General features: G+C 52.6%; 15 protein-coding genes. 7 read left to right on the top strand and 8 right to left on the bottom strand.

Annotated features, from left to right (window positions below; translation table 11 throughout):
- Position 1 precedes the first annotated feature (1 nt).
- Together FPZ49_RS08370 and FPZ49_RS08365 are read right to left on the bottom strand one after the other, a co-directional pair.
- Complete coding sequence (locus FPZ49_RS08370; RefSeq protein WP_144845469.1) at positions 2 to 994, bottom strand: VanW family protein; 993 nt, start codon at positions 992 to 994, stop codon at positions 2 to 4.
- Positions 995 to 1,257: 263 nt separating this feature from the next.
- A complete protein-coding gene (locus FPZ49_RS08365; protein WP_261381323.1) occupies positions 1,258 to 2,103 on the bottom strand; it encodes a LuxR C-terminal-related transcriptional regulator in 846 nt (281 codons plus the stop codon).
- A gap of 719 nt (positions 2,104 to 2,822) precedes the next feature.
- Between FPZ49_RS08365 and FPZ49_RS08360 the strand changes: the two genes are divergently transcribed.
- On the top strand, positions 2,823 to 3,287 hold the full coding sequence (locus tag FPZ49_RS08360) for a hypothetical protein (protein WP_144845465.1): 465 nt from the start codon (positions 2,823 to 2,825) through the stop codon (positions 3,285 to 3,287).
- An 85-nt stretch (positions 3,288 to 3,372) separates the two neighbouring features.
- Here the strand turns inward: FPZ49_RS08360 and FPZ49_RS08355 are convergent, their stop codons facing one another.
- A complete protein-coding gene (locus FPZ49_RS08355; RefSeq protein ID WP_144845463.1) occupies positions 3,373 to 3,744 on the bottom strand; it encodes a DUF423 domain-containing protein in 372 nt (123 codons plus the stop codon).
- Between the two features lie 111 nt (positions 3,745 to 3,855).
- Positions 3,856 to 4,155: a hypothetical protein gene (locus tag FPZ49_RS08350; protein WP_144845634.1), complete on the bottom strand. Its 300-nt coding sequence runs from the start codon at positions 4,153 to 4,155 to the stop codon at positions 3,856 to 3,858.
- Between the two features lie 254 nt (positions 4,156 to 4,409).
- On the opposite strand from FPZ49_RS08350, the gene FPZ49_RS08345 reads away from it, so the two are divergent.
- Positions 4,410 to 4,661 carry a hypothetical protein gene (locus FPZ49_RS08345; RefSeq protein ID WP_144845461.1) on the top strand — a complete coding sequence of 84 codons (252 nt, stop codon included), beginning with the start codon at positions 4,410 to 4,412 and terminating at the stop codon, positions 4,659 to 4,661.
- 73 nt (positions 4,662 to 4,734) lie between these two features.
- Here FPZ49_RS08345 and FPZ49_RS08340 read toward each other — a convergent pair whose 3' ends face one another.
- Positions 4,735 to 7,038 carry a glycoside hydrolase family 95 protein gene (locus FPZ49_RS08340; protein WP_144845459.1) on the bottom strand — a complete coding sequence of 768 codons (2,304 nt, stop codon included), beginning with the start codon at positions 7,036 to 7,038 and terminating at the stop codon, positions 4,735 to 4,737.
- 171 nt (positions 7,039 to 7,209) lie between these two features.
- On the opposite strand from FPZ49_RS08340, the gene FPZ49_RS08335 reads away from it, so the two are divergent.
- Complete coding sequence (locus tag FPZ49_RS08335; RefSeq protein WP_144845457.1) at positions 7,210 to 8,052, top strand: sugar phosphate isomerase/epimerase family protein; 843 nt, start codon at positions 7,210 to 7,212, stop codon at positions 8,050 to 8,052.
- 25 nt (positions 8,053 to 8,077) lie between these two features.
- Here the strand turns inward: FPZ49_RS08335 and FPZ49_RS08330 are convergent, their stop codons facing one another.
- Positions 8,078 to 9,841, bottom strand: a complete 1,764-nt coding sequence (locus tag FPZ49_RS08330) for a glycoside hydrolase family 2 protein (RefSeq protein WP_144845455.1) — start codon at positions 9,839 to 9,841, stop codon at positions 8,078 to 8,080.
- Positions 9,842 to 10,341: 500 nt separating this feature from the next.
- On the opposite strand from FPZ49_RS08330, the gene yhbH reads away from it, so the two are divergent.
- From yhbH to FPZ49_RS08310, 4 genes are all read left to right on the top strand, one after another.
- Positions 10,342 to 11,502: a sporulation protein YhbH gene (yhbH, locus tag FPZ49_RS08325; protein WP_144845453.1), complete on the top strand. Its 1,161-nt coding sequence runs from the start codon at positions 10,342 to 10,344 to the stop codon at positions 11,500 to 11,502.
- The gene (locus tag FPZ49_RS08320; RefSeq protein ID WP_144845451.1) at positions 11,499 to 12,935 is read left to right on the top strand and encodes a SpoVR family protein; all 1,437 of its coding nucleotides are present in this window, start codon (positions 11,499 to 11,501) and stop codon (positions 12,933 to 12,935) included. The genes yhbH and FPZ49_RS08320 overlap by 4 nt, the downstream gene beginning before the upstream one ends.
- A gap of 186 nt (positions 12,936 to 13,121) precedes the next feature.
- Entirely contained in the window at positions 13,122 to 13,820 is a 699-nt protein-coding gene (locus FPZ49_RS08315) for a pirin family protein (RefSeq protein ID WP_144845449.1), read from the top strand.
- Between the two features lie 22 nt (positions 13,821 to 13,842).
- Positions 13,843 to 14,187: a hypothetical protein gene (locus FPZ49_RS08310; RefSeq protein WP_144845447.1), complete on the top strand. Its 345-nt coding sequence runs from the start codon at positions 13,843 to 13,845 to the stop codon at positions 14,185 to 14,187.
- Positions 14,188 to 14,244: 57 nt separating this feature from the next.
- Here FPZ49_RS08310 and FPZ49_RS08305 read toward each other — a convergent pair whose 3' ends face one another.
- Both FPZ49_RS08305 and FPZ49_RS08300 read right to left on the bottom strand, forming a co-directional pair.
- Complete coding sequence (locus FPZ49_RS08305) at positions 14,245 to 14,958, bottom strand: response regulator transcription factor (RefSeq protein ID WP_144845446.1); 714 nt, start codon at positions 14,956 to 14,958, stop codon at positions 14,245 to 14,247.
- Between the two features lie 78 nt (positions 14,959 to 15,036).
- Entirely contained in the window at positions 15,037 to 17,139 is a 2,103-nt protein-coding gene (locus FPZ49_RS08300) for an ATP-binding protein (protein WP_144845444.1), read from the bottom strand.
- Between the last annotated feature and the right edge of the window lie 104 nt (positions 17,140 to 17,243).

The following is a 17,243-nucleotide window of genomic DNA, read 5'->3' as shown; positions in this document are numbered from 1 at the left end:
GTTACTTAAATTCCGTGGCCTTGATGTCGTCCGGTGACGGCATCCGGGCGATGACGACAGGATGCGGCGCGTAAAAATCTTTGTACAGCAGCTCGTCCTTCCCATCGTTCTTCCAATCCGCGTACACCTTGACCAACAGGCCAACCAAACCGTCACTGCGTTTGACCTCGCCCTTGCCGGCTAATGTGTAATCGGTAAGCACCACCTTATCCGGCGAGAAGGACTCTTTGTTCACCGTTACCTTCGGTGCCTTCCAATTTGCGGACGGCGTACCGTTCATCGTGAGGATCGGAGTATCGCCGTTATAGGTGACCCCAACCGTGATCGGAAAATCAAACGGATTATAGAAGGTCAAATCCTTCTGATCCTGCACATACTCCACATCGAAGCCGGAGGCCGCGTAAGCCGGGATATCGGAGTGGGCGTAGCGATCGCCGACCTTCATCCCCGTGCGCAGCGCCGTTTCATAGAGCAGGCCGGCCAGATGGGACAGCTCCGCTTCTTTCTTCTCCAGCGTCTTGCCCTTCTGCGTGTCTTTAAACCATGTATTGTACGAGAACAGCTTGCCCGGCTCCAGCTTGATGGCGCCCGCTTGGTCCAGCCAGGCCCGCTCGCTCGCGCTAACCGCGATCAGGCTCTGCGCTTGGGCCAGCAGCTGTCCGCTTGCATTAGCTGCTGGCTTCGCAGCAGGTGCAGGTGCAGGTGCAGCTGCCGTTGCGGCTGGGGCTTGCGCCTTGTCCTTGCCCGCCTCACTGCCCGCCGCTTGCGCGGTGCCCTTCGCGTTCGGCTGCGGCGCCGCCGCTGCTTGAACCACGGCCCCCGTCGCCGTCTGATCCGGCGTTTTCCAGAACATGAACCGATCCAGCGTTTTGTCCGGATTCCATTGAACAAGGCCTGCGGCCGATAATCCTGCTACACTGGCCCCGCCGACAACCACCAGCAAAGCGATCCATTTGAACGGCCGCAGGATCGAGCTCTTACGTCTCTCTCTCATAATCCTACCGTCTCCTAAAGCTCGACATATTCCCGCTTTCTCATTGGGTGCCTCCAATATAACTCCAATTTTTTACACCGCAAATCATACACGCACATTATACCGATGCGCCTAATGCACCTGATGTAATCGATAAGCGTACATCCACCCGAATATCCCATCAGCTATGCAAAAAGACCGACGATCCGCAGCCTGTGGCCCGGTTCATCGGTCTATGAAAGCTAAGGAGCGGAGGACGAATAGGTCATCCGCCCGACCTCCTCCTATATGGCTCCAAGCACCCTCAGGATCAAGGAAGCCTTGGAGTTGACTTTGAGCTTGCTGTTGATTTTCGTCACGTAAACGCGAACGGTGTTTTCGCTGATGCCAAGCACCTTGCCGATCTGCTTATAATCGTAGTCCAAAAGCCAGTACATGGCGATTTCCTTCTCGCGAAACGTCAGTTTAAACGCTTTCAGCCGTTCCTCGAGAATCTCCTCGACAAACCACGACTTGCTCTGCAGCTCCGTTTTTCGCAGCTCATATTCCATGCTCATGGCAATGGATTCGATGCACGGGTAAACGAGCGGAGCCGACACCTGCTGGAACGCCGAGAACACCAGATAGCCGACGGAATGATTCTCCGTATTATGGATAGGTACGCACATGGATACCCAATCCTGCATCGTGTCCAGGTAGTGATCTTCCCCGTGGATGCACACCGGACGCTGCAGCTCAATGGACGCCGAAATCGCATTCGTGCCCGCGCTCGACAGCGACATGGCGGAGCCGATGCCGATATTGTTCATCCGTTCGGCGTTCGAGAGGGACTGCTCGTCTCCATTAATATGCAGCACGACACCGTTACTGTCCGTCACCATCAGCAGATTCGGAAAGTAAAAACTATTCATTCGAAGCAGCCCTTGCTTGCTGATGACATCCATTAAGAGCTCGTTCTTGGCGATCAATCGCTCCAGCATATTCCCCTGCACCCGGAATCGGATTCGCATTGAATCCCGCTGGACGCCATTTTGAAACGATTTTTCATGCAGCTTCTCTATTTCCCCCCTCGGAATGCCGATCTTCCCGGCAAAGTCATCGGTCCGTACGTCTGCTGCGAACACCTTCATCAATTCCACTCACTCACTTTGCCTAAAAGTTTTTGGAGTGCTGCCCGAGGGCTGGACCGTGTCGTATGGCGACGAATCACAGTTTCCATTTTGTCACATTTCCCGGATGAGTTAACTATAAAGCCTCCCCTCCTTCGCTTGGTATAGTGCATAGGGATTATTTCTCCTCGCGTAGTATCCTTGCACTATGCCCGAAATTTGCTCCTATTCCGCCGCAGGATCGTTTCCCCGACAGAAAGATATTTTCCCTGTCGAAATGTGCAGCATTTGCCTGCCCTTCGGTCAAACAGACCTACTTCCTTTGGCCTGCCAAACGCCACGTTTCGCTATAAATTCTCGCTTAAGTACGTGTCGTTCGAATCAAATTCAACAAAATAGCCCTGAGCCAGCCGCGTTTTCCACCCTTTTTCCCTTGCAGCTAAGCATTCCAGCCTACCATAATCACCCAAAAGTTGGCCCATGCTTTCCTTAAAGGGCTCTAGCCCCTGGGGCGGCATGAAAAAGGACCGAAGGCTTGTGCCGGAAGTCCAGGCCTCCTGGAAGCGTGAAAAGCTGACTCCATTGTGACGATTCGTTCATAATACCTACACGAATGGACGTCATACTTAGGAAAAAACGTTTCGATTTCCATAACATGGTTTATGCGTCAATTTCTTTCGCATCGAAAAAAATGGTATAGTGTTAGTAAATGTTACATACGTGTGGATTGGAGGACCGACATGGAACAGGCAAATCCGCAGAAACGCAAATATTTATTCACGGTCGACATTCTGATCGAAGAGGAGTCCAATGGACGCGCTCTGGAAAAACTGCTGCATTTGCTCAACTCGAAGACCATCGAGGATTATAATATTAAGCAAGGGGTTGAATTAGGTAAGAAGATCGAGTCGGCGCTGAAGGATTCGATTATAAACAAAATCAAGGACAACGAGCTGAAGAAAAAGAGCGCAGCCTCCGCTCCCCCGTCCGATCCTTACCGCCATATTTGGGACAAGCTGACGAGCTACAAGGAATGCAATTCCTTGGTCCGGCTGACGGTCGTCAAGGGGAAGGGCATCAAGCTGAGCATGCCGTGCCGCATCATTAGCACCGACCCGCCGAGCGGTAACTTCACCGCTTATCATGTTGACGAGAAAAAAGTCTATCTCTTAAATATTAACGAAATCGACGATATTCAGGCTTAAGAGGGACCGTGAGCCCCCTGACGAAAAAAAAGCAGCAAGGCGGCATGCTTAGGCATCCATCTTCCTGCTTTTTTTATGGCTCGAGCTATTTCCTCGCCGCCAGCGCGAGCGACAGCCAGCCGAACAAGAAGGCCAGCCCGCCCAGCGGTGTGATAGCGCCGAGCACCTTGATACCGGTCACGCTGAGCACATACAAGCTTCCTGAAAATAAGAGGATGCCGATCAACATCGACCAGCCCGCCCGGCGCAGATGCCCGCTGCTGCGAGGCAGTACGCTGGAAGCCAGACCGATCGCAACCAGCGCAAGCGCGTGAATCATATGATAATGAACGCCGGTTTGGTACACCTCCAGCATGTCCGGTGCCAGCATGCCCTTGAGTGCATGCGCGCCGAAAGCGCCGAGCGCCACCGCCAGAAAGCCGCAGATGCTGCCAATGGCTATGAATTGATTTTTCATCGTACCTGTTCCCTCCGCCTACTCTCGTTTTACGTCCCCTACTATCATAATGGATTTTGCCAGCGAGAACAAAAAAAGACTCTGCCACCGCAGAGCCTTGAGCTTTCTATACTAGATTTGGCCGATATCGTGCTGGCCGATAATGAGGGTGACCGGCTCCAAAAACACCCGGTTCGTCGTCGGCTTGGTAATCAGATCGATCTCCACATCGATAATCTTGGAGCGCTGGCGCTTGCCTTCACGCGTGTCATATACCACGTCAAACTCTCTCAGGCCCAGCTGATACGATACGACGGACGAGCCGACCGTGAGCGCTGGAGCTTCAAACTCCCCGTGCTGGAACAGCACCTCAGACATAATTTCATCGTTCATATCGACAATTCGGACCCATTGGCAAATCGTATAATTCATCATGATTCCCCCGATCGGATACAAAGTCTTGAAGCGAATGCGGCTTCCCCTCGCTCACCTGCTAATACTTTTCGACACGCTGCGCTAAAACTCCTGCTTTTTTCCTAAAAATTAGGACGTTTACCCTAGATCTGTTCTTCAAACCTTGGTACAGATGGAAAAAATGCCCCAGGGTGTCCAAGCCGGGCAGTTGCAAAAGGGCATCGCCCCTCATACTATGCATCATCCAGGTTTGTTGTAGGAGATGAGCTCAGATGGTTACCCCAAACAAAGGCGGTTCCAAGCCACCAGCCGGCAAGTCGGGGGCGAAAGGCAAGGCTGCGAAGAAAAAGACCCCCACCTTCTTTGATAAAAATCGATTTAACATGAAGGTCGTCACCTCGGATGTGTGCGCCAAGTGCATGAAGTGCGAGCGCGGGCGCAGCTATCTGGAGCGCATGTCCCAGCCGGGTGCCATCGGCCACGGGGTACCTTGCATCCTGACCAGGGGCCGGGCGTACGTTTGATCTGCTTTTCATGATTTAAAAGAGTAAGAGGCCGCAAGCGTCACTCTCTTTGACGCTTGCGGCCTCTTTTATGTTACAGGCTGGTTATGGTCAGCACGTAGGCACGTCCGGCCTCCGCCTCAAACTCCAGCACGCCATCGGCGAGGCGGCTGGCCACGGGCTGCCCCTCCAGCGTGACGCTGGCTGGAGCCCCAGCCCGGACCCTGCACGTGCCGCTGTGTCCGGCACGAATGACCGCCTGAGCCAGCGCGCCGCCGGCCCAGCGCAGATCCACGCCGTAGCCGCCTCGGGCGCGCAGGCCGGTGATTTCGCCGGCTGGCCAGGCCGCCGGCAGGGCGGGCAGCAGCGCGAGCTCGCCGCCGTGCGATTGCAGCAGCATCTCGGTGATGCCGGCGGTGCCGCCGAAGTTGCCGTCGATCTGGAACGGCGGGTGCGCGTCGAACAGGTTCGGGTACGTGGACTTGGCGAGCAGCGCCTTCACGTGGTCGTACGCCGTATCCCCTTCGCCGAGCCGCGCCCAGAAGTTGATGATCCACGCCCGGCTCCAGCCGGTATGTCCGCCGCCGTTCGCGAGCCGCCGCTCGAGCGTCCGTTTGGCGGCCTGCGCCAGCTCCGGCGTGCGCTGCGGGTGGATCCTCTCGCCCGGATGCAGCGCGAACAGCTGCGAAATATGGCGGTGCCCCGGATCGGCTTCGTCGTAATCCTCGAGCCACTCCATGATTTGCCCGTGCTTGCCGATGGCTAGCGGGGGAAGCTTAGCGATGGCCCCCTCCAGCTGCGCCCGGAACGCCTCGTCCGTCTCCAGCACCGAAGCCGCCTGCAAGCAGGCGTCGAACAGCGTATGGACGATCTGCGTATCCATCGCTGGGGCCATGCACAGGTTACCGCGCGTGCCGTCCGGCAGGATGAACTTGTTCTCCGGCGAGATGGACGGGCCGGTCAAGAGCCGCCCCTGCTCGTCCTGAATCATATAGTCCAGCAAAAATTCTGCGGCCTCCTTCATCACCGGATAGGCTCGATGGCGAAGGAAAGACGCGTCGAGGCCGTAGCGGTAGTGCTCCCACAGGTGAAGCGACAGCCAAGCCGCGCCGAGCGGCCAGATAGAGGCGCTCACCGGGATACCCTCGATGTGGGTGTCACCCCACAGGTTCGTATTATGGTGCGCCACGAAGCCCCCGCAGCCATACACCTCACGGGCCGTCACACGGCCGCTCTCCCGCATCCGCTCGATCAAATCAAACAGCGGCTCATGGCACTCCTCGAGATTACATACCTCCGCTGGCCAATAGTTCATCTCCGTATTGATATTAATCGTATATTTGGATTCCCACGACGGCGTATAGCTGTCGTTCCAGATGCCCTGCAGCGTGGCGGCCAGCGTCCCGGGGCGGGAGCAGGCGAGCAGCAGGTAGCGGCCGAACTGGTAGTACAGCTCCACTAGCCCCGGATCGTCCGCCCCTTGCTGCACGCGCGTGAGGCGCTCGTCCGTCGGCAGCGATTCCGCCTCGCTGCCAAAGCCTTCGGTGTCCGGCGCAGACAGCTGCAGCCGGACCCGCTCGTAATATCGCGTATAGTCCGCGATATGGTCCCGCTTCAGCTGCGCGTACGGCTTGCCGGCTGCCGCCTGCACCTGGCCGAGGCTGACCGCCTCAGGCTGCTCGTGCCGGAAGGTCGTCTGCGCCGCCAGCAGCAGCGTAACCGCATTCGCCTTCTCGACCGAGACGAAGTCGCCGATGATCTGCACGCTTCCGCCTTCGGCGACGGCCTGGAGCACGGCGGCGAAACGGACACCGTCCGTGCCGCATTCCCCGTGCATCACGATCGTGTCGTCGCCGATGCGCTGGCTGCCGGAGTCGAACGGCCGCCGCATCAGGTGCGCGCCGAACGTCAACCCGCCCGGCTGATCGCAGGTCAGCCGCACGGCCAACACCTGGTCAGCGGCGCTGCTGAAATATTCGCGCTCATAGCGCGCGCCGTTCAGCACATAGCTGACCCTGGCGACCGCTTGCTCGAGGTCGAGCTCGCGGACATACTGCTCCGGGTGCTGATCGTGGCCGGGCAAGTAGAAAAGCAGGTCGCCGAGCGGCTGGTACGGCGACAAATACTTCGGGGCGCTCATCAGCGCCATCCGGGCGAGATGCTCTGCCTCCTGCTGCCGGCCTGCCTGGAGCAGGCGCCGGATTTCCGGCAGATGCTTGTACGCATCCGGGTTGTTCGCCTTCTTCGGTCCCCCGTACCAAATGGAGTCTTCGTTCAATTGGATTTTTTCTTGGCTGACGGTTCCAAAGATCATCCCTCCAAGTCTGCCATTGCCTATGGGCAGCGCCTCAGGCCATTTTTGTGCGGGTGAACGGTACCATAGCTTATGCTGCTTCATTATCTGGGATCAGCCCTTTCGCATCGACTAGATTCTACTTATTGTAATCGAAGCCGGCAGCAGAAGGGATGGATTTTCTTAAGATCGATTTGGATAAAACTAAGACACATTGCAGTTTCCCCTCCTCTCATGGTATTTTTAAGCGGACAACAATAAGGAGGGAACCGTTTCATGCGCTTTGGCATACTGGCACACAATTTAGGAAAAACGACTACAGAGGAACTGGCCCGCCGCGTCGGTTCATACGGATTGGGATTCGTTCAGCTGGCGCTGGCGAAAGCACTTACAGATATCGATAGCAGTCTGGGCCGTTTAAGCCCAGGGCTGGCCAATCATGTGGCAGACATCTTTGCACGGGAGAACGTACGGATCTCGGTGCTCGGGTGCTACATTAATCCGATCGATCCCGATCCGGAGCAGCGTCGACTCGGTATCGCGCGCTTCAAAGAGCACCTGCGTTATGCCAGAGACTTTGGCGCTAGTGTCGTTGCAACGGAAACCGGTACGCTAAGGAATTACCGGGAGGTTTTCCCGAATCATTCCGAGGAAGCGATCTGGGCTTTGCTGCGCTCCGCTGTGGAAGAAATGGCGGAAGAGGCGGAGCGTTGGGGTGTTACTTTAGGGCTCGAAGCGTCCGGCACCGAGGTCATTCATACGCCGGAGCAGATGCATCGCATGCTCTCCGAAGTACGCTCGGCGAACATCGGGATTGTGATGGACCCTGTCAATTTGCTGAATCCAGGCAACATCGACAACCAGCATGACGTGATACGCCGTTCCTTCGAGCTGTGGGGCGACCGAATCGTTCTGACACACGTGAAAGACATGGATGTTACGCCGGACGGCAAAAAACAGTACGTCAGCTTGGGCAAAGGACGCATTGATTATCCGTTCTTCCTGCGCCTGCTTCAGGAGTATAAGCCTTTCATGAACCTTTCCTTTGAAGGTGGCGTTGAACCGGCCGAAATTCCCGATGCGATCGAATTTTTGAAAAAAGCTTCCCGCAGCGAATAGCTGCAAGAAGCTTTTTTTTCTAGCTTTATCGGCGTGCGTTGCCATCATTGATCTGTTTAATGACCTCAACCGGCACCTTCGGCTGACGATCGTAGGTCAGCAGTCCGTTAATTTCTTGCTCGACATCGGTCAGCTGAGTGTAGCAATAGCCCTGTACAACCGGCGATTGCTGCATCGGCTCGATCACTGCTTTGAGTCGCGCGACAAAATCGGCTTCATCCACAGCCCCGGAGTAGCCCCAGCCCTCCCACTCGCTCTTTTTGAAGGAGATGCCGCCGAACTCGGAAACCAGAATCGGTTCTCCTTGGTATTTGTAACCCGGAACGTAAATCCAGCGGTTGGCTGGTCTGGCGCTCACGGCGCTCTCAGCCGTGCTGTAGCGTTCGTCCAGCACCTCTTGCCGCCATTCATAATCGTGGATGGTGCAAATGTCGGATTGGACATGCTCCCAACCATCATTGGAGATGACAAGACGGGTTTGATCCATCGCCCGGGTCAAATGGTACATGGCGAGCGCATGCGCCTGTTGGAACCGGTCGACCAGAATGTTCGGCACGCCCCAGCTCTCATTGAGCGGCACCCAGGCCACGATGCACGGATGGCTGTAATCCCGCTCCACCGCCTCGATCCATTCCTGCGTAAATCTCTGCTGGTAGGCCTGCGAATAAACATAGGCGTTCGCCATCTCGCTCCAAAGCAGCAGCCCCAGCTTATCGCACCAGTACAAATAGCGGGGATCCTCCAGCTTCTGGTGCTTCCGTGCCCCGTTAAAGCCCATCGCCTTAGTCAATTCTACATCGTTTCGAATCGCGTCATCGCTTGGAGGCGTTAGAATGCCGTCAGGGAAATACCCTTGGTCAAGCACGAGCTTCATGCAATAAGGTCGGTTATTGAGGCAGATTTGACCGTCGACGATGGAGATTTTACGCATCCCAAAATAGCTGGTGACACGATCCGCCTCTTCCCCATCTACTAACAGCTTAAGCTCCACATCGTATAAGTTCGGCTTCTCCGGACTCCACCAACGCCCAAGGCCGTGGTCGTTGAAGTCCTTCAGCCTGATTCGCCGGCTCTCTTCCGCTCCTTGAATGCTGAAGCGATCCTTACTTACCGGCTCCCCTTGGAACGTAATGGCCACCTGCAGCTCCAGTTCCTGCTTTCCAGTCCATCCGGCAATCGAAGCATCCAACTGAATCTCGTTCGTATCGATATCCGGAGTCCACCGCAGGCGGCTTAAATGCGTCTCCGACACTTCCTCGATCCATACCGTTTGCCAAATCCCCGTCGTATTGGTATACCAGATGCTAGCGGACTTTTCTTTCCAGTATTGCTTCCCCCGAGGGAGTGACACGTCTTCACTGTAATCCTGCGCCATGACGGTAATCGTATTTTCACCGGACACCAGCTCTAACGTAACATCGGCCCAAAAGGGCGTATGACCGCCTTCATGAACCTTCACCAGCCGTCCGTTAACCCACACCTTCGCCAAATAATCAACCGCGCCAAAATGCAGCAGGGTCCGTTTACCTTGCTTAGGATCCAACGTCACCTTGGTTTCATACCAAACCGTATCCCGAAAGCCCGTCTCGCCAATCCCGCTCAGCTTGCTCTGGAAACAAAACGGAACCTGGATTTCATGACCATACTCATGCCCGTTATACCAAGCCTCCCGTTCCCCCTGCCCCGCATCGTCAAAATCAAAAGACCAAGTACCATTCAAATTCATCCAAGACGATCGCTCGAACTGCGGACGCGGATATTCCTGTCTGTAAGGCTGTTGAAAAGCCATAATCACCTTCGCCACCTTATTTATATTATAATTTTATAATTTACATTATAATTTTACAATATTAAATAAAGCTTGTAAATTACATTATACTTAAACCCCATCTCTATCCCTCACCTAGCTGTGTTATCGCTTACAAACGCAAAAAGGACACCTGTCTGTGCCCCCCCTTGCCAAGGTTTGCCCGTTAGGTACAGACCCCTAAACAAAGAAATTTCAAACCATAAATGTATTTTGTCCGACCTCCTAAGCGACAAAAAGTACATATCACATACAAGCATTGCGGTTGTCATAAACGCAGTGCTTTTATTCATATTTTGGAAGAGTATAGCAACAATCGATAAAAATCCGCGCTTGTACCTATCACATATCCCCCCGTAACTTGAATATATTTAGTAACAAGCACTTTTTTTCCGAGTTGTCTTGTGAATTCATTACCGTCCGTTTCGTTTTTTGTTTTGTCATCTGCACCGATTTAAGCAAATCCTCAGGAGGTGTCCCGCATGACAGAGCCTTTATTTACCGTATCAAGAGAGGATTGGTCCCTGCACCGCAAGGGGTACCAGGACCAGACCCGCCACCAGCAAAAAGTGCGCGAAGCGATCAAACAAAACCTGCCTGACCTGGTGACGGATGAAAGCATCGTAATGTCGGACGGCAAACAGATCGTAAAGGTGCCCATCCGCAGCCTGGATGAGTACCGTTTCCGCTACAACTACAACAAGAGCAAGCATGTCGGTCAAGGAGACGGGGACAGTCAGGTTGGCGACGTGTTAGGCGTCGACCCAACGCCGCAGCCCGGCGCAGGTAAAGGAGAAGGGGCCGGCGATCAGCCGGGAGACGATTACTACGATGCCGAGGTACAAATGGAAGAGCTGCAGTCCATGCTGTTCGAGGAGCTCGAGCTGCCTAATTTGCAGCAAAAGGAAAAGCACAACGTCACAACAAAGGAAACGATTTTTAACGATATCCGCAAAAAGGGCATCATGTCCAACATTGACAAGAAGCGTACGATCTTGGAGAACCTCCGACGCAATTCACGCGAGGGCGACCCGGGTATCCATCATATCAGCCCGGATGATTTGCGCTTTAAAACATGGGAGGAAATCGTAACCCCCCATTCCAACGCATTAATTATGGCCATGATGGATACCTCAGGCAGCATGGGCTCCTTTGAAAAATATATCGCGCGAAGCTTTTTCTTTTGGATGACACGCTTTTTACGCACTAAATATGAGCATGTGGAAATTATTTTTATCGCCCATCATACAGAGGCTAAGCAAGTTAGTGAAGAGGAATTTTTCACCAAAGGCGAAAGCGGCGGTACCATCTGCTCGTCGGCCTATCAATTGGCGGTTGATTTGATCGATCGGCGCTATCCGCCATCAAGGTACAATATATATCCGTTCCATTTCTCTGACGGCGATAATTTGACCTCCGACAATGAACGCTGCGTCAAGCTGATTCAAGAGCTTGTCAAGCGGGCGAACCTGTTTGGGTATGGTGAGGTCAACCAATACAACCGCAGCAGCACCTTGATGTCCGCTTACCGGAACATTCACGATCCGAAGTTTGTTCACTATGTGATTCGTGAGAAGGGCGAGGTCTATAAGGCGCTGAAGACCTTCTTCCCGAAAGGTGCCGAAGGGAGAGCCGCTCGATGAACCATGCCGACTACATTAAACAGCTCGAATATGCTATCGCGGAAATAACCGAAGTCGCCAATGGCTTCGGCCTGGATTACTACCCGATGCGCTATGAGATTTGCCCAGCCGATATTATTTATACGTTCGGAGCTTACGGAATGCCCACCCGCTTCAGCCACTGGAGCTTCGGTAAAACGTTTCACAAAATGAAGATGCAGTATGATTTTGGGCTCAGTAAAATTTATGAGCTTGTCATCAACTCCGATCCTTGTTATGCCTTCCTGCTCGATGGCAACTCCCTAATTCAAAACAAGCTGATCGTCGCGCACGTGCTTGCGCACTGTGATTTTTTCAAAAACAATGTACGCTTCTCCAAAACGAACCGCAACATGGTCGAGAGTATGTCCGCTACCGCCGAACGTATCCGTCAATACGAAATAGAGTACGGCAACGAAGCGGTGGAACGGTTCATCGATGCCGTTCTGGCCATTCAAGAGCATGTAGACCCGCTCATTTCGAAGCCCTATCATCGTCAGCGCGAGGAACGCGGGGACGCCCGCAGCACCCCGTTCAAAGAAATCAAAGAACGCAAATTCGGTTACGAGGATCTCTGGGATCTAGATGATCGGGGCAAACAGCAGTCAGCGGCCAAGCCGGATGCACCAGCCAAATTCCCTCCAGTTCGCCAAAAAGATGTGCTTCTATTTATCGAGGAGCACTCCCATTATCTGAAAGACTGGCAGCGCGATATTATGACCATGCTGCGCGACGAGATGCTCTACTTCTGGCCGCAGCTGGAAACGAAAATTATGAATGAAGGCTGGGCTTCGTACTGGCATCAGCGCATTCTGCGCGAGCTCGATCTCACGGACGAAGAAACCGTCGAGTATGCCAAGCTCAACTCCTCCGTCGTAGTCCCATCTCGACACAGTCTGAACCCGTATTACCTCGGGCTGAAAATTTTCGAGGATATCGAAAAACGCTGGGATAACCCTACGAAAGAAGAACGGGAGCGATTCGGGCGCCGCGGCGGCGAAGGACGGCAAAAAATATTTGAGGTACGCGAGGTTGACTCTGATTTATCATTTATCCGCAATTATTTAACGAAAAAGCTGTGCGATGAGCTTGACCTCTACGTGTTTGAGAAGAAAGGTCCGGAATGGAAAATTACCGATAAATCCTGGGAAAATATCCGCGATCAACTGGTTTATTCCCGCGTCAACGGCGGCTTCCCTTACATTGTAGTGGATAACGGGGACTATGAACGCAATGGCGAGCTGTACTTAAAGCACATGTATGAAGGAATGGAGCTGGATCTTAAATACGTAGAGCGGACCATTCCTTACATCTATCAGCTATGGGGAAAAACAGTGCATCTAGAGTCCGTCATTGAGTCGAAGCCCGTCTTGTTCACCTATGATGGCAAAAAGCATAACCGGAAGTTTTTATAAAAGGAAACAAAAACAGGCTGTTCCCGAGTATTCATTCGAGAACAGCCTGTTTCCTTAGTTTTAGAGCAGCCCACCGCCATGTCCGATTGGATGCTTTCGACCGCCTGTTGACTTTAATTTATTTATAAACTATAATTTAGTTAGTGATTATAGCATTGACCTTCCACTCGAAAGGAGAATCATATAATGATCAACATTTACCCAGCAGCATCCCGATACAGCGCCGATCATGGTTGGCTGCAGAGCAACTTCAGCTTTTCCTTCGCGGATTATTACGACCCTAGCAACATGTCCTTTGGGGTGATGCGCGTTCTGAACGACGATATTATCCAAGGCAAGCGTGGCTTTGGAGCCCATCCGCATCGCGAGATGGAAATTGTCACGATCGTGCTGAAAGGTCATCTGAAGCATGAAGACAGTACTGGCCACTCCGCAATTACAACCTTTGGGGAAGTGCAGCGGATGTCTGCCGGTACAGGCATCATCCATTCGGAGATGAATCCGGGCGATGAGGAAGTGCATTTGCTTCAGCTTTGGTTTATGCCTGGCCAGAACGGACTTCAGCCATCCTATGAAACGACGAAGTATGATCTGAACCAAATGAAAAATAATCTGCTGCCTGTCGTCTCTAATCACTCGGGAGACAACATCGCGCATATCCATCAAGATATGACGATCTACATGTCAGAGCTGGAAGCAGGGCAAAGCGTACGCTTTGAGCAGCCGGAAGGCCGCCGCATTTTCGTATTTACCATCGAAGGAGAGCTCGCGCTGAATGGTGAATCGAAGCTCGGCCGCCGCGATTCCGCTCGCATCGAGCAATTGTCCTCGTTGGAGCTGTCTTCCGCAACAGGCGCCACCTTCATGCTGATCGATCTTCCTTAAATGCTCGAAAGGAGAGAACGGAATGTCCGCTCCCGTCAAAACTAAGCTGCTGATCAAACACGTCATTGGGCGCCTCCTGCTGGATACGGAGAAATCAGGCTGTGAATTCAGCCTAACTTCAACCGAAGATGGCCGATGGCTTATGGACGTGCACGGCGTCGAATCCGCAATCATCGAGGAAATTCGAACGCTTCAAAACGAATTGAATTGCTTCTACTTTGAAGGTGAGGGAGCTTCCCTTCGCAAATGGTGGCTCTATGACATCGGGGTCCCTACCCTCGAGACGGATGTATCCAAAGCCCGGCTGCAGCTAACGGTGAATACTCGCATCGGATACTCCAACGAAAATACCCAAACCTCAAACTGACAAAAGGACCTGCTCCTTCTACCTCATCATGGATAGAATGAACAGGTCCTTCTTATTCTATGTATTGAATACATAGGACTTAGCAAATTTATAGCCGACCCCGTGCACATTGATAATGTATTGCGGGTTCGATGGATCCGGCTCGATTTTTTTCCGTAAATTACTTACGTGGACGATGATGGTTCGAGTGTCGTTAAAGCAATCCTGCCCCCAGATTTCGCGGAACAGCTGCTCATGGCTGAACGTCTGATCCGGGTGGGACACGAGAAAGCTAAGCAGGTCAAACTCCTTGCGCGACAATGTAATCCTCGCGCCATTCACCTGGACTACGCGGCTTAAGCGGTCGATCTCAATCGTACCCACCTTCAGCTTAGACGTATTCGCATCCGGCTCTCCTCCGGTTAAATACGGTCTTCGCAAGTTCGCCCGCACACGAGCAAGCAGCTCATTGGGGCTGAAGGGCTTCGTAATGTAGTCGTCTCCGCCGATGCTAAGGCCCTCGATTTTATCCGTTTCGTCCTTTTTGCAGCTAAGAAATAGGATGGGAGCAGAGGAGTACGAACGAATTTCACGGCAAACCTCAAAGCCGTTCTTGCCCGGCAAAAGCACATCCAAAATCGCCAGATCCGGCTGCTCTTTGGCAGCAATCTGAATCGCTTCATCTCCGCTGATCGCAGTCACGACACGATATCCGTTCTTCTCCAGATACAGCCGAATGATCTCACGAATTTCATGATCATCTTCGACGAGTAGTATAGTTTGCCTTGTCATTCGATGTCACCGTCCGTCCATTATGATTCACTAGTTCTTTAGCCCTAAAACCAAGCATAGGTGAAAGTGTTTACATGGTCAAGAGCTTTTTACTGGAAGTGTGAAGCAAAATATGGTCCCTTCCTGCTGAACGGAATGCTCTACATAAATATGTCCACCGTGGTATTCCACAATCTCTTTGGAGATGGATAATCCCAGTCCCTTGCCTTCTATATTTCGCTCTTTATTGTTGGTATAGAATCGGTCAAAAATATAAGGAAGCTCCTCGGCACGAATGCCTACCCCGTTATCTCTGAACCGCACCTTCATTTCCCGTCCGTCATCGATCATCTCTACTTCAATCGCGCCGCCCTCGGGAGTAAACTTAATGGCATTGAAAAACAAATTCGAATACACCTGATGCATCCGCTCCAGATCGACTTCTACGGTGGAAATAAAACCCTGTTCCGCTTCAAAGCGATGGGGTGTCATCGTATATTGAAGCCCGGCGCTTCTCGCATCGAGCACATATCTTGTGAACAGCAGCTCCATTAAACGGTCCGTTGAAAAAACCTGCATCTTAAACGTCACTTGCCTGGCCTCCAGCTGCGAAAGCTGAAACAAATCTTCGATCAGCCGGTCCATACTGATGACTTTACTATGGATGAGATTCATGTAGCTGTTCTTCTGCTCCTCCGAGTCCACCAGACCGTCCATGATCGCCTCCAGATAGCACTGGATGGTCGTGAGCGGTGTGCCCAGATCGTGAGAAATGTTGCTGAGCAAGTGGCTCCGCGAGGTCTCCAGCCGGTGCAATTCGTCATTGGTTCGCTTCAGCGTCTCGTTAGCCTGCTCCAAATCATACGTCCGCTTCTCCACCTTTTCGCTCAGCCCGCTGTTCACTAAGGTAAGCTCCGCAGATAGCTTTTCCTCATTCACAATCGCTCGGGACAACTTGGTCGATAACAGCACTGACTGCGCGAAAATAAAGAGCAGCAACCCGAAAGCTGACATTTTTTCCGTTGTCCGCACCAGATCTTGCTCATACAGCATGTCATTGACAATCGTCACCGCGAAAATCAAACAAGAGAAAAGCATAATGCCCGAGCCCTCTCGTTGTCGAACGAAAGCCCGTAAAATAATGGCCACGACATAGACAATGCACGACGCAATGATGAGCTGCAGCACAATCATAGCTTTCGTGAACACAAGAGGCGGCAGCAAAATGATGACACACGTGTAGACCACGGCAACCATGCATATGATAATGTTTATGCTGCGCCTGCTCTCCGAAGGATAGCAGCTGGAGAAGAACAGAATAAACAGCGGCAAACAAACCATAGCCGAAATATATTCCAAGCTGAGCTCTAGTGACCATTGAAAATTCGGAATGACCTTGATGAGCATAACTTCACCTAAAAGCGAGATGCGCAAACAAAATAAAAGGCAAAACAATCCGAAGAACAGCATGGACTTCTCTTTCGGCCTAGCGGCGTAAAGACCCAGATGATACAGTCCCATAATGAATAGGCTGCCAATCAGCAGGGAATCGAAGCTAAACGCTAACCCTTGCGAACGCGCAATGTTCTGAAACGCCCCGAATTCGATCGGCTGCCGGATACCGCCTTTTTCATGATCGAAGTTGGCTACTTCAATCACGAGGTCAATCCTCGCCCGCTCCGGGTGAGCTACGGCAATCTGCGGCGCATACTGTGGGATCGTGCGCTCTTGTGACGTGCCGACTTCTCCTGCCGAGGCGATTTTGTGACCGTTAGCCCAGCACGTAAACGCCGTATTAATCGGCGGAATGCGAAGTGCAAGCTCCCGCTGATTCTCCGGCAGCAGCAAGGTCAAATGATACGTCGCATAGCCATCGCCCGGCAGCGGTTGCCCATCCAACATCAAACCGTTCCATGAGCCTGGTACCTTTATATAATTCTCTGAATTGGGGGGCTGTTCCGTGTCCTCGAGTGACAGCTCATGAGGGAGCCTCTGCCAATCGAAGCCCCATTCTCCGTTTAGAAAGACGGTGCCATCCTGCTCCCAATTCCATGATCTTAGATCCAATACCCCTTGCTCTGCTCGCGGGACTGTAACACTCCGGGACATCGAATACCGTTCTTCCATGAACATGAACGATGCGATCAGAATCAGCAAGAGCACGGTAATGGCCGAACGCTTGTATATCGTCTCACTCAGCATACGCTCTCCTTAGTCTCCTCATGCTTTAATTGAAACGATTCGATTATTTAATTTTAATCGACAAAAAACGTCTAATTTCGATAAAAGCCATATTTACTCATTCG

This window comes from Paenibacillus cremeus (genome assembly GCF_007786445.1).
GTDB classification, from domain to species: domain Bacteria; phylum Bacillota; class Bacilli; order Paenibacillales; family NBRC-103111; genus Paenibacillus_G; species Paenibacillus_G cremeus.
The sequence above is the reverse complement of the archived record's forward strand: the minus strand, read 5'-3'. Positions and strand labels throughout refer to the sequence as shown.